Origin of the sequence: Alicyclobacillus dauci (genome assembly GCF_026651605.1) — a bacterium.
In the GTDB taxonomy this organism is placed as follows: Bacteria; Bacillota; Bacilli; order Alicyclobacillales; family Alicyclobacillaceae; genus Alicyclobacillus; species Alicyclobacillus dauci.
Map to the genome: position 1 here is coordinate 922,482 of NZ_CP104064.1, position 13,300 is coordinate 935,781.

General features: G+C 53.7%; 15 protein-coding genes. 12 read left to right on the forward strand and 3 right to left on the reverse strand.

From position 1 onward, the window contains the following. Window positions 1–33: 33 nt before the first annotated feature. Window positions 34–1,239, reverse strand: coding sequence for an MFS transporter (locus NZD86_RS04570; RefSeq protein WP_268045308.1), 1,206 nt, complete (start codon window positions 1,237–1,239; stop codon window positions 34–36). A 204-nt stretch (window positions 1,240–1,443) separates the two neighbouring features. On the opposite strand from NZD86_RS04570, the gene liaF reads away from it, so the two are divergent. The 11 genes from liaF to NZD86_RS04625 all read left to right on the forward strand — a co-directional run bounded on the left by liaF (window position 1,444) and on the right by NZD86_RS04625 (window position 11,588). Next, the gene (liaF, locus tag NZD86_RS04575; protein WP_268045309.1) at window positions 1,444–2,265 is read left to right on the forward strand and encodes a cell wall-active antibiotics response protein LiaF; all 822 of its coding nucleotides are present in this window, start codon (window positions 1,444–1,446) and stop codon (window positions 2,263–2,265) included. Continuing rightward, entirely contained in the window at window positions 2,266–3,027 is a 762-nt protein-coding gene (locus tag NZD86_RS04580; protein WP_268045310.1) for a sensor histidine kinase, read from the forward strand. 6 nt (window positions 3,028–3,033) lie between these two features. Continuing rightward, window positions 3,034–3,297, forward strand: a complete 264-nt coding sequence (locus tag NZD86_RS04585) for an ATP-binding protein (protein WP_326492661.1) — start codon at window positions 3,034–3,036, stop codon at window positions 3,295–3,297. After that, entirely contained in the window at window positions 3,297–3,926 is a 630-nt protein-coding gene (locus NZD86_RS04590; protein WP_268045312.1) for a response regulator, read from the forward strand. The genes NZD86_RS04585 and NZD86_RS04590 overlap by 1 nt, the downstream gene beginning before the upstream one ends. Before the next feature lie 44 nt (window positions 3,927–3,970). Then, window positions 3,971–5,107 carry a CdaR family transcriptional regulator gene (locus tag NZD86_RS04595; RefSeq protein WP_268045313.1) on the forward strand — a complete coding sequence of 379 codons (1,137 nt, stop codon included), beginning with the start codon at window positions 3,971–3,973 and terminating at the stop codon, window positions 5,105–5,107. Window positions 5,108–5,235: 128 nt separating this feature from the next. Further along, window positions 5,236–6,366: a glycerate kinase gene (locus NZD86_RS04600; RefSeq protein ID WP_268045314.1), complete on the forward strand. Its 1,131-nt coding sequence runs from the start codon at window positions 5,236–5,238 to the stop codon at window positions 6,364–6,366. Window positions 6,367–6,415: 49 nt separating this feature from the next. Continuing rightward, window positions 6,416–7,771 (forward strand): GntP family permease, encoded by a 1,356-nt coding sequence (locus NZD86_RS04605; protein ID WP_268045315.1) that lies wholly within the window; start codon window positions 6,416–6,418, stop codon window positions 7,769–7,771. 71 nt (window positions 7,772–7,842) lie between these two features. Further along, window positions 7,843–8,829 carry an LppP/LprE family lipoprotein gene (locus NZD86_RS04610; RefSeq protein WP_268045316.1) on the forward strand — a complete coding sequence of 329 codons (987 nt, stop codon included), beginning with the start codon at window positions 7,843–7,845 and terminating at the stop codon, window positions 8,827–8,829. 118 nt (window positions 8,830–8,947) lie between these two features. Beyond that, window positions 8,948–10,222 (forward strand): hypothetical protein, encoded by a 1,275-nt coding sequence (locus NZD86_RS04615; RefSeq protein ID WP_268045317.1) that lies wholly within the window; start codon window positions 8,948–8,950, stop codon window positions 10,220–10,222. Window positions 10,223–10,304: 82 nt separating this feature from the next. Continuing rightward, a complete protein-coding gene (locus tag NZD86_RS04620) occupies window positions 10,305–11,252 on the forward strand; it encodes a hypothetical protein (RefSeq protein ID WP_268045318.1) in 948 nt (315 codons plus the stop codon). A 96-nt stretch (window positions 11,253–11,348) separates the two neighbouring features. Next, window positions 11,349–11,588, forward strand: a complete 240-nt coding sequence (locus NZD86_RS04625) for a hypothetical protein (RefSeq protein WP_268045319.1) — start codon at window positions 11,349–11,351, stop codon at window positions 11,586–11,588. 8 nt (window positions 11,589–11,596) lie between these two features. Here the strand turns inward: NZD86_RS04625 and NZD86_RS04630 are convergent, their stop codons facing one another. Then, entirely contained in the window at window positions 11,597–12,316 is a 720-nt protein-coding gene (locus NZD86_RS04630; RefSeq protein ID WP_268045320.1) for an AzlC family ABC transporter permease, read from the reverse strand. A 13-nt stretch (window positions 12,317–12,329) separates the two neighbouring features. Continuing rightward, on the reverse strand, window positions 12,330–12,647 hold the full coding sequence (locus NZD86_RS04635; RefSeq protein ID WP_268045321.1) for an AzlD domain-containing protein: 318 nt from the start codon (window positions 12,645–12,647) through the stop codon (window positions 12,330–12,332). A 78-nt stretch (window positions 12,648–12,725) separates the two neighbouring features. Between NZD86_RS04635 and NZD86_RS04640 the strand changes: the two genes are divergently transcribed. After that, entirely contained in the window at window positions 12,726–13,298 is a 573-nt protein-coding gene (locus NZD86_RS04640) for a helix-turn-helix domain-containing protein (protein ID WP_268045322.1), read from the forward strand. Window positions 13,299–13,300: the final 2 nt, after the last annotated feature.

Sequence of the window (13,300 nt, forward strand, 5' to 3'; positions counted from 1 at the left end):
CCATGTTGCCATGCTTGCTTGGGCAAAGTGTCGTTAAGAGGCCACGCCAATGGCTTGTAAATCCTGCTTGACGGGAAGCAAGAACGGCAAACTGGCGACAATGCTCAGACAGCCCACGACTAGAAACACGTTTGCGAGCGCTAAGTGGGTCATCCAGATGCCGCCTACAACCATGCCAATGGGAACGGTCAGCGCGGACAACGATCCGATGGTCCCCCAAGCACGCGCCCGAAGCTCCTCCGGGATACAACCTGTTGCAACTGCCCCGAATCCACCATTGAGCGTGCCAACGACAAAGCCAATGCAAAGTGTAATCAAGGCGTCCCATAAGACATTTGGCAGGAGACCGATGCAAATGACCAACGCGCCCGCTATCGCCAGGCTCCAGAGGAAGAGCATGCGAAGGGAAATAATTTTGCTAATGCGTCCGAGGAGAACACCTCCGATAATCATCCCCAGGAAAAACGCTGCATTGATCATACCGAGCGCGCTTGCCGATCCGCCAAGGTTTCCTTTGACCCAGGCCGTAAGGGCGAGATCGAGTGGAGCGAAGGCGAAGTTAGCGATGAGTACCCCGACTAGCGATAATATGAGAAAGCGGGATTTGCGGAACATGGCGAGCCCGCTGAGAAATTCTCGGCGAAATGATGGCGGCTCGGAGTGTATTGTCCGCTGTACGTATTTCTCTTTTATGCGGATGAACAACAAACTAATAGCCGACAAGAGAAACGAGATGCCGTCGCTGAAGAAGAGCAGGGGCGCGCTGAGTAGGGTTAACAGAACACCACCGGACAAGGTACCCACCAGTTGAGCCGTCGCTGTACCGGACTGTTCATAGCCCATGGCGGCCGGGACGTTCTCCTTCGGCACAATTAAAGGCAAGAGTGCCCCTGCTGCTGGATTGAAGAAAGCTCCTACACATTGCAGAATAAATACAAGCAGCACGATAGGTATCAGGGACGGATGGAGAAGGCTCCAGGCCCCGAGAACCAGGCAGATGGCCATGCGAATGACATCCGACACGATCATCGTTTGGCGTTTTGACCACCTATCGACAAACACGCCTGCAACCATTCCTAATAGAGCTGGAAGTGACTGAGCAATGCCCACATACGCCAGATCAGCCTTGGAGTGGGTCATGGTGTAGACGAACCACGGTAGTGCAATGCTTAACAGGTTGTTGCCAAAGGTTGAAATGAATTGTCCCGACAGCAACGTGATCAGATTTCGATTTTTCATCAGTTCGGTTCCTCCGTTTCGTGCGTCTTGCAGACCAACATTTTCTAGTCACAGCGTACGGGAATATACACCTCTTGAAATCGGACCATCTGCGGAGGGCCAGTTCCGACTTAAGTCTGAGCACAACTCCTCCCGAGACGAGTTGTCAGATCGGCAGGGAACCGATACCATGAAGCCACAAAACGGATGTAAGGCGGATGAACCATGAGGCGAAGCAGTTTATTTGGAATCGTTGTCGTACTAGTTGGACTGTTTTATTTACTTCTTCGAATGCAAATTATCCCCGTGCACACACCTTGGACGTCGGGGTCTGTCCTGTGGCCGCTTCTCCTTGTTGTCGCGGGCCTCTATGGACTCGTGGAGTCGCGCAGCAAGCGAGTGCCTTGGACAGCAATTTTCATGATTTTACTTGGCGTGGGCATGTCACTGAAAGGGACACACTTATTCCCTTTCCTAAACGTCATCGGTTTTTGGGGGCTGTTCTTTGGATTGGCGATTGTCCTCTTCGGGTTATCGCTCATTTTCCCAGGACGCACCTGGTTTGGCCCCATTGTCGTCAATGTCAGTAATAAGGGTGGCTCCCGTTCATTCGACAGCAACATGTCGGAGGACCTCGCCGTGTCGACAGAACTCGACCGGCGCAACAGAAGCGATCGTATACAGACAGACTGGCGGCTCATTGGCGATTTATCGATTGGTCGATCCCCATGGGTTTTGCGGGACATGCGCCTGTGGAACGGTATTGGTGACGTCCGAGTCAACCTTGCCACCGCGCATGTCGAGGACGGGACATATCGGCTCGACGTTCGTGGCTGGATAGGTGATATCCGTGTGTTGGTGCCAGAAGATCTGCCTATACTCGTCGAAGCGGACGTATCTGTGGGCAATGTCACCATCTTTGGTGATGCGCAAACGGGGACCGGGCGATCCGTGCAACTGGAGGACGAGATGTACGCGTCCGCCGCAAGGCGCTGTCACTTGATCCTCGGACTCCGAATTGGCGATGTGGAAGTGGTGCGTGTCTAAATGCTAACTACTCGAATGAGGTTTCTCATTGGCGGCACGGGCATCGCCGTTGTGTCATATCTGTCCGGCATTCTATTCATGCACGTGTGGGATGACGGGCATCGCTTCGTCTATCTGCTGGTTCACTTGATTCTCGTTGGTTTCGCCATTGTGGTCGTTGGGATTCTCATTGGGTATCTGCAAGCGCAAACCATTCGGCGACGTCTGTACGACATTGAGGAAGCTGCCGTGCTGATGGCGAACGGGCGGTTGCAGCACCGGATCGCGAGGTACGGTGAGCGGGATGAGATCGATTCTCTCGCAGCTCAGTTTAATCGCATGGGTGAGCGCATAGAACAGCAAGTTGCACTTCTGCAAAAACTAGCTGCGGAAAATCTGGAGCTGGCACAGTCTGCGGAGCGCGCCGCTACGATTGAGGAACGCCAGCGCGTTTCGCGTGAATTGCACGACTCGGTCAGCCAGCAGTTGTTCTCCCTTACATTGCTCGCGGCCGCAGCGGGCAGTCAGTATCGGCAAGGGTCGGCGAAACTGATGGAGACCATACAGCACATTGAGGAACTTTCCAATCAGGCGCAGCGTGAGATGCGAGCATTGCTGCTGCACTTGCGGCCCGTTGAACTGGATGGGCGTTCGCTTACGGATGCGGCACCGTCGTTTTTACAATCGGTGGAGGAGCGACACGGGCTCGCCTGGTCGTTTCACGCCGAAGGCGTCAAGCAATTGCCGGCCGCAGTGGAGGAGCAACTCTTTCGAATCCTCTAGGAGGCGATTTCCAATGTCTTGAAGCATGCGCAAGCCTCGCGTGTTGTTGTCGAGTTAGCGGAGCACCTGAGCTTATACCAGTTGACCGTATCGGACGATGGTCGGGGCTTCGCACAAGACGTCGGAGCAAACGGAGATACGTATGGGCTCAAAGCCATGCGTGAACGCGCCGCCTACTTGGGCGGAAGACTGGAAATTCTGCATCGTGACAAGGGCATGACCGTTCAAGTGATCATCCCAAAAACGAGTGCACCTGTGGGGGAAGAGTGATGATACGTGTCCTATTGGTCGACGATCACGACATCGTCCGCCTAGGTCTTTCCACATATCTGGAGACCGTCGACGATATCGAAGTGGTGGGGGAGGCATCAAACGGGCAAATGGCCGTCGATCTCGCCCGCCGACTTCAACCAGACGTCATTCTGATGGACTTGCTCATGCCCGTGAAATCGGGCGTCGAAGCAATTAGGGAGCTGTCTGCCAGCGGTTGTACAAGTCGCATTGTCGTCTTGACGAGCACGGTGGACGACAAGTCGGTGCTTGAAGCGGTGCGAGCTGGTGCACTGTCGTACATATTGAAGACGAGCCCGCCACATGAGCTCACGACAGTCATTCGTCAAGCGTCGCAAGGGCTGCCAACCTTGGATTCGAAGGCCCAGAAAACACTGATGGGTCAAGTCCAAGCTCAGAATGAGCGGGAGTTGTGGCAAGATCTGACGGATCGAGAGCTGGATGTACTTCGGGCCATCGGTACCGGGAAAAATAATCAGGAGATTGCCGACAGCCTGGGAATAGGCATAAAGACCGTAAAAACGCACGTGAGTAATGTTTTGTTAAAGCTGTGTGTGCAAGATCGGACGCAGGCAGCGATTTACGCCATTCGGAAAGAGCTCGTTTGAGTCACCAATCCATCGGCCCGCGCTAGTGTACAGAGGTGAAGACAATGCGGATCACAACTCAGCTCGCTCAGCCAATTGTGGATAGGCTTTTAGAAATTCTCGACTACAACGTCAACATCATGAACGACGCAGGGGTGATTGTGGCCAGTGGTGAGCCGGAGCGACTGAATGAACGCCACGAGGGCGCGTTGGAAGTACTGAGGCGACAGTCCGAACTGGTCATTACGGGTGCACAGGCGCACGAGTTTGCAGGAAGTAAGGCGGGGGTCAATCTCCCGATCCAGTTTCAGCAACACATAGTGGGCGTTGTCGGCATTACAGGTGAACCGAACGAGATCTACCCGTTCGCCAATTTGGCCAAAACGACCGTCGAACTGCTTTTGAACCAAGCGTTCCTCAGTCAGCAGCAAGCGTATCGATATCGCGCTTTGCAGACATGGGTTGATGAACTCACAGCACCGACAGCACCTGATGTGAGACAACTTGAAGCTGCGGCCGACGCGCTCGCCATTGAGATCGCGACACCCGGAACCATCTGTTTAATTTCACTGCGGTCTCTCCCAGAAGTAGGTCATATTGCTGACATGGACGCGATCTACGATCACGTTGAACGGCATTTACCGCCCAATGCCATTTGTGCTCGGACAAAGCGAGCCATTTTTCTGGCCTGGCCCAGTGAAACGCCCTCACAGGAAAACACTGAACGATTTGCTGAGCAGTGGCTCAAGCCGTTTCTGTCCCGTGATGCGATATGTGCCATCGCTTCTGCCAATGCGGGTGTCGAGGGTTATCGGCGGGCATATATTCAGGCAAGTCACACCATGGAGCTCCTTCGCGTGCAAACATCCAAGCGCATTGCGCACGCAGAGACCATGAGATTCGAGCGCTTCGTCCTCACTCTGGATGAGAATTTAAAAGCGGAACTGAACGACACAATTGGTCAATTATGGACGGGTGTGGACGAAGTGGAGCAATCGACTCTAATGTGTTACTTCACCCACGCCTGTAATGCCGCCCAAACGGCACAGTCGCTGCACATCCATCGCAACACATTGACCTATCGCTTGGATCGGATCAAGGCCATCGTGGGTTTAGACCCTCGCAACTTCCACGACGCTACCCTGTTGTATATGTTCGTCATTCATCACCAATTACAGCGCCCCAGCCAAGCCAATCAATGACCGATTGTGCAATTGCACAATCGGTTTCTCATTTCTTTGCCTAATCCCTAGTCAAATGCCTACAGAATTCGAAATTGAAAGCGCTTTACAATTAGGTGCATAGATACCTGATATAAGGGGGGATTACCTTGAACATTGTCATCGCACCGGATTCATATAAGGGCAGCCTATCTGCGCTTGAAGTTGGACAAACCATTGAGCGGGCTATGCAGAATGCCATGAACGGCGTTCAGTGTGACGTCATCCCGATGGCCGACGGTGGAGAGGGGACGATGGACGCCCTGGTTTTTGCCACAGACGGGCAACTTGTCTCCTGCGAGGTAATGGGGCCACTACTGAAGCCTACCCTGGCGAGGTATGGTGTGCTCGGAAATGGTCGGACAGTCGTGATCGAAATGGCTCAAGCGGTGGGACTTCCCATGATCGACGAACGGGATAGAAATCCCATGAACACATCCACCTACGGAGTTGGTCAGCTTCTGCGAAGAGCGCTAGACGACGGTTACCGCGACTTTGTTGTGGGGATTGGCGGAAGTGCCACAAATGACGGTGGAATCGGCTTTCTTACAGCGCTCGGAGCCCAGTTTTTTGACGTCGATGGTAAACCCGTAGAGCTAACGGGGCGGGGGATGACGACTGTCGCGAAGGTCGATCTCGCCGGATTAGACAGTCGGATCCCGGATTCAACGATTCGTGTGGCTTGCGACGTTGAAAACGAACTCACAGGTGACAACGGAGCCAGTGCCGTGTTCGGTCCGCAGAAAGGCGCGGACGCTGCCATGATCCGGGTGCTGGACGACGGCCTGAAACGGTACGCAAGTCTGATGGAGTCCGCTTTTCAGCGGCCGAATCTGTCTGCCGCGTCTGGCGCTGGAGCGGCTGGTGGGATGGGGTTTGCCCTCATGGGGATCGACGCTGAGCTTGTTTCCGGAGCCGAACTGGTCGGCGATGCCTGTCATCTACGAGATAGGTTGGCAAAAGCCGATGTTGTCGTGACAGGGGAAGGTCGCAGTGACACGCAGACGCTCAGTGGCAAGGTTCCTTACTACGTAGCCAAGGTGGCGAGAGAACTGGCGAAACCGGTCATTTTGATATCTGGCAGTTTCGATCCCGATTGTCCCACCCTTCAAGAACAGTTCACAAGCATCCACGCTGCTTCCTGCGGCCCTGCGTCGCTGAAAGAGGCAATGCAGCGCGCAGAAGCGAACTTGTACGCGGCTGCACTCAATGTCGCCAAGCTGGTCCGTATGGCTGTATAGGAATTTTTTCGTATGTTTCTTCAATTCACATCTAGAGAGGTTGTCAGCGATGGTCCACGGTCCACTACTATTTGTCATCATTGTTCTCGGCGTATTGTTTATCGTTTTTGCCACAGCAAAGTGGCGCCTTCACCCATTCTTATCACTCATTGTTGCCGCTTTTGGCGTTGGAATTTGTTCTGGCATGCCCCTGTCCGACGTCGTTAAAAACGTGAATAACGGTTTTGGCGGACTGATGGGCTCCATTGGTATTGTCATCGTGTGTGGCACCATTATCGGAACCATCATGGAGCGAACCGGGGCCGCGCTTCGCATGGCGGATGCTGTTCTGCGACTCGTTGGTCCGAACAGACCGCAGCTTGCCATGTCGCTCATTGGCGCCGTTGTCTCCATCCCTGTTTTTTGTGACTCCGGCTTTGTCATTCTTTCCAGCCTGATGAAAGCGTTGGCACGTCGTGCAAGTGTCCCGATGGCGTCGATGGCGGTTGCTTTGGCGACGGGCTTGTATACAACCCATACACTGGTACCGCCAACGCCCGGACCCATTGCCGCTGCGGCGAATGTCGGAGCGAGTGCTGATTTGGGGGCAATTATCGGCATCGGACTCATTGTATCCATTCCGACCATGCTCGCAGGTTACGTCTGGGCTCGTTTCCAAGGTCGACGAATTGTCATCGAAGGCGAAGACACTGGTGAAAGCTACGAGGATGTGGTTGCGAAGTTTGATAAACTTCCGTCCACGTTTCTGTCGTTCCTACCTATCTTGTTGCCAATCGTACTCATTGCTGTCGGTTCAGTGGTCAGTTTTACCAAAGCCAGTGGTCCAGCAGCGGACCTGTTCAATTTTCTTGGACAACCCTTGGTTGCCTTGATTATCGGTGTGTTTGCCTCCTTCACGTTGCTGCCGAAATGGAACGAAGAGACATTGACCAATTGGGTTGGCGACGGATTAAAGGACGCTGCTTCGATCATTCTCATCACGGGTGCAGGTGGGGCCTTCGGCAAAATCATTTCGCAAACGCCCGTTGCTGCCATGATTAAGAACTTGGCCCATGGTGGAATCAGTGGCGTCGCACTGCTGCTCATCGCATTTTTGGTCGCCGCAGCGTTGAAGACGGCACAGGGTTCCTCGACAACTGCGCTCGTCGTCACGTCTTCGCTGTTGTCACCGTTGCTCGTCCAAGCAGGTATCCACGGTGCTTTATCTTTGTCGCTGGTTGTCATGGCTATCGGTGCGGGCGCCATGGCGGTCAGTCACGTCAATGACAGCTATTTCTGGGTCGTTACGCAGTTCAGTGGGATGCGCGTGACCCAGGCCTATAAAGCACAAACGGCGGCGACGCTGGTGCAAGGGATTGTCACGATTGTCTTCGTCAATATTCTGTGGCTCATTTTCGTGCATTGACCGGTGTCACGTTTTTTCTTCCGAAAGCGTCTAAACTTTGAGAGAAGAATACGGAAGGTGGAGACGAACACATGCGACTCAAGACAGCAGGTATGTTGACCGGCCTTGCGGCGACAGGATTTGTCCTATCGCAGGTAGCTACAGCGACGTCGGTCATGGCTGCGCCTTCGGTGGCCCAAAGTCCAACGCATATTTACATCGATGGAACAAACGTGTCGAATCCGGTTCATGTTGTCGCGATGGATCCGTGGGGCGACAACAAAACAAGTTGGGTGCCAATTTTTTATCTGCAGCAGGCACTGAGCAAAGCGGTAGTGCAAACAAAATGGAATGGCAGCGATTTAACCATCATTCCCCCAGCATCTTGGACCATCCAGCCGAACAACTTAAAGACGCGGCAGGAGCTGAAGAATGGGGAAATGGATTTTATCGTAGGCAACAACCAATATGAAATTGCGCCAAAACTGGTTGAAAAGGATCCGTCATCGGGCGTTTCCACCACTTATGTGCCCGTATATTACGCTGATCAAGCTCTCTCAAAGGCGCTAGGCATGGAAGCGGCTTGGGATGGCTTAAACTGGTCCATTAACACGCAATCAACGATATTGCCCACGTCCGTTGTTGCGAATGTGATGGACGCGACAACGGAAGTAGGTCAACCCACGGTGCATTTTGGGACGCCAAGTAACCAAGTGACTGTTGCCACTGGACAAGGCAAGGATACCATTTCAGCTGTTGTCGGCCTCCGCTCCCCAAGCGGTGACGGGACGGGTCAGCTCGTGTTCTTCTTCCACAACAAGCAATTTATCGGATTGAACGCGAATGTAGAAGCAATCCGTATCCTGTCTGTCAAACCAGACGGCCAGGGGCGAATTCAAGTAACCTATGCGAATTATGCGTCGTCAGATCCCATGGTGAAGCCAAGTCTCCCCCCACAGACTGTGACGTACACATGGAACGGCAGCACCATGACGCCATCGGCGACCTTGGACGCGGGTGTAACTTTCCCAACACAGGTGACAGCGCCCGCACCCACGGTTTCCTCTTCGCTCTCATAATCAGTGGATAGTGAAGGTGTAGTACAAGACTGCTACTAAGAAAAACGAAGACAAGTATCTTCTCCGAGCCGTTATCCGGTCCTGCCGGGTAACGGCATTTCAGAGGTGCTAGCTATCGGTGAAGGAGCCGCCCGATCACGCTATCGGCGCGGAATCAACCAACTTCGTGAATGGATTGGCAGGGAGGGGGATGAACGTGCACTTTGAAGACGATCTGCGGGATAAGGTGAGGGAATTGCCGATACCGGTGCCAAGCGAAAGCGAAAAGTACGCCCTGATTGACTTGGCAGCTCAGCAGTTCAGGCCTCGACGGCCGTACCGTCAGCGACGTCTGGTTTGGATGCTCGGATCTCTCGGCGCCGCGCTGATCTTTGTTGCGCTTGGATTCTGTGGTTATGACAGTGACATGAATTTTGAGCGCAGCACTTCGCAAAATCAGCGCCTTCCGGATGCCAACTCTACCCCAAGTGACTACCAGATTCATTTCTCACCTGTCGCCGCTAATCCAAATATATCGCAGGGCACACACACGTGGAACCTGGATGTCTCAATGGGACAGTGGGGCGGACAGAGGGTAGAAGTCATCGCTACGTCCACAGATCCGAGTGTGACAGTGGCATTCACGGGTTGGACGGGGGCCAACGTACGACTTGCCGCAAACATGCCTGAACCGCAAAACACCATTAACGCCTACCTCCAATCTCATGGACTGTCGGGTACCGATTTACCCGCGCTTGTGAGCAAGCCGACTGAGGATGACCAGCACGCTCAAGCCGTTATCAACTCGAGCGCTACGGTTAATCCAGCCGATTTGCGACTTGTCATCATGGACGTCAAGCAGGTCGGCGATGGACAGTCGGAGAGAAAGTATGAAGTTGTGTGGGCGAAGATTGTGCGGCCGGATCGGGATACGACGGTTGCAAAGGCCATTTCTCACAGTATTCCGGCTGGTGCGAAGAACGTCGTCGTCGGCTGGCAGCAACAGCAAGCCAGTGTGGCCTTTGCGGCTGTGAAATACGAGCAAAACGGAGAAAAGCATTTAGCCACGATGATTCTGCAGTTGGACGCTTTGGGCGACTGGGTAGTTGCGGATGTCTTGGCATCGCCTGGTTTAACGCCCCAATCACTCGGGGCACGCTCGCTGTACCCGATGGACTGGGGTGGGTCCATAGACGGAGAGAGTGGTGCATTTAACGTGTATACCGGCATCGTGAAGGACGCACATACGGTCAGTGTGCGTGTCACATATTCTGATGGACAGGAAGTCACCGTTCCTGTGGTGAACGGCGTCTTTGGTACAGTGCGCCACTTTCCCGGAAACGGAAATAACGTACCTGGCATCAGCATGACCCAGGCCCTCGACAAAACAGGGAGGGTGGTGGATGAGGGGTAGGGTTCCGTCAGCGGTGCGGTGTTGGCGCGGTGTACCGGGACCCGGCACTGCGTTATCCCGTCGCTGAGAAAGAGGGTAATGTATGTTGAAATCCGACACGGAGAAAGTGATCGGCGTGATCGGAAACTCGACGACAACGGTTTACGGATCCGGAACTGATAACGATGTCAGCCAATTTCATGTGAACGTTACCGTCACACCCGTGCATGTCAATTACACTCCGATAAGCATCGACGGGTACGGTTATATCAGTATTGCGCTTCTTGTCGCCATTTGTACTGCCGGCGCCATCTATATGTTGTGGTGGAGAAAATCAACTTGGGAACGCAAGCACCCCTATCTGGTCTCAGTTGGCTTTAGCATCATCGCTCTGCTCGCGGCAATCCCCCTTGCTCGGTATCCGCTGCAAATCAGCTGGCTCCCTTTGTCTCTTCCGAACTGGGCCAGGTACCCGTTTCAACTCGTCGGATGGTTTCTCGTAGTCATTCTATTTCTGCGCTTTGTCTGGACGATGTCTATTTTGCTTGACCGGCACGGTGTCTTCCTGGCGGGTGATTATAAAGACTTGGGCCCGGAAATTGAGGAGCGAGCCCGCATCGATGCAGAGGTAGCGGAATTGTTCGATAGTGTGAAGCTTCACTTGTTCGATCGCGACGTCGTCACCTTTTTCAAACAGGTGAAGACAACGTCCCCATCTGACAAAGCCTACGCTTTTGGATGGACTGGTTACTTGGTTCTCCTTGAGCAACATGTACCCTCGTTTACTCATTGTTATGTAACGTACGCTTTGACTGCCGACAGCCTGGAACTGGCACCGAAAAAATACCAGCCTGCCATCCGAGAAGCATTGACCATTCACGATCCCGTTCCATATAAGGAAGCTACGGTCGGTGAGGCGCAAGCTGTCGTGTACGCACATCCCCAAGAGAACGTATGCATTCTGGTTGCTGGTCGTGGATTGAAACCGGTTCTGCAAGATGAGGTCATGGAGTGGATTCGTCACTTTGATGCAGCCTGGGCGAATGTATAGTGGCGTCAAAAGGGTGTCGATCAAGGGCGCTCGCATGAGCAAAGGGGGAATCCATTGGATAGAATAAGGTAGACGGAATTTGAGGAGATGATGGCCATGTCACTCCAACCCCTGAAGCTTGCATCCCCGAAGACCGTTCGGCGCGGGCGTACGCAATTGAATGGTAAGTCCGCTTACGAAAAGGTCGTCAAAGACATGGGCGCTTCAGAAGACGTCCTGACCATTTTTGAATCACTGGGTGATGTAAAATGCACACCCATTCAATCACCTGCAGGTGACGTGCTAAAAAAGCGAAGAGCGCAGTGGAAGATGGAGCGTCTGAAAGGACTGCTGTAATCAAACAGCTAGCTTGTCACTTCCTGACCTGTAGCCTTGCTCGTCCGTTCAAACCACCGTTGAACAGCCATTCCCAAGGTTGCGCCGACGATGGCACCCGCGATAATCCCGACACTTCCCAGTTTCATCAGACTGGCCAGGCTGGCAATCGCCCCACCACATATCGCGGAAATTAAGTACGGCAGCGTGCGTCGGCCTAAGAGCAACAGCGCGAGAAATAATGAAGGCAGCGCGAACGACAGGACCTGTGACACGGCTGAGGGGACGATACCACCGATGCTTGCGCCCACAACGGTGCCCGCAACCCAGGAAAAATAACAGGCAAAAGAGAACGTATATTGGTAGCGCGGGCTAGGCGTCTCACCAACTGAGCGGCCACTGGTTACCGCAAACACTTCATCGGTGAGGCCGAACGCAGCGATCCACTTCTTCCCTTCCGCCCACGACATAAAGGTTGGTCCGAGTGTCGTGCCATATAGAAAGTGGCGAAGGTTGACGAGGAGGATCGTGATGACCATCGAGATCGTAGAAATGCCGGTCAGTGCTAGGCTTGCCATCATGAACTGCGCGCTGCCGGCATAGACGCAGACGGAAATCAGACACGTCGTCAACCACGGGATGCCACTGCTTGTCGCGAGAACGCCGAATGTGATGGCGATGGGAAAGTACGCGAGCATGATGGGAAGTGAATCGCGAAGTCCTCGCAAGGGTTCACTGCGATAATTCATGCGGAAATCCTCCTTACATTACGCGCGTCAGAACGGCGAATGCCACTACCCCGACTGCCACGGTGAGCAGGAGATTGCGGGAAAACCAGGCGACAATGGCCGTTGGTACGGCAGCCAGTAGTAATGGATTGTGGGAAAGTGGAATGAAGTGCCCGTTTGCCGTAAACAGTTCAGGTCCGATGAGTGCGCCGAGTACTGCCGGCGTCACAAAAGTGAGCCATTTTTGTGCCCACAAGGGCCACGTGATACGGCTTCCGAGGCTGAGTGATCCAGCGCGGATCAGATACGTACCGACACCGACAATGACAATTTCGAGCAAGAGTTGGTTCAATACACTCAGTCCTCCTCCGTTCTGTGCTAGGTATAATATAATATACAAAAGTATGCTTTATTATATCAAGGGGGCTTTATGAACGCGGACGATCTAACACAAACAATCGGTCAAACTTTGCGACGATTGCGAAAAGAACGGGACTGGACGCTGGACCAGCTCGCCCAAGCAACAGGCGTGAGCAAACCGATGCTGGGCCAAATTGAACGCGGGGAGACAAATCCGACCGTTGTCACGCTATGGAAAATTGCCACGGGATTAAAGGTGTCGTTTGCCAGCTTTCTGCAGGAATTGGAAAGCCCTCGCGTGACGGTCATTCGGAGGAGTGACCAGCCCGTCGTAGCCGACGACGGAGGAACCTACGTTGTTCGCAACTTGTTTGCGTTACGGGATGGAGATGCGGAGCCCATTGATTTATTTGATACGAGACTCGCGGCCGGGGCAACGCATCGCGCGGAACCGCACGGCGAACAGGTGACGGAAGGAATCTGGGTGAAACGTGGGAACTTGTCCGTTCGACTGGGTGAAACGCTCTACGATCTCGCCGAAGGGGACGCCATCAAGTTTCCAGCCGACGTCCACCACTCCTACGAGAATCGCGGTGAATCCGATTGTGAGTTTGTCATTCTCCTCGTATACGCCCGTGGGTAACC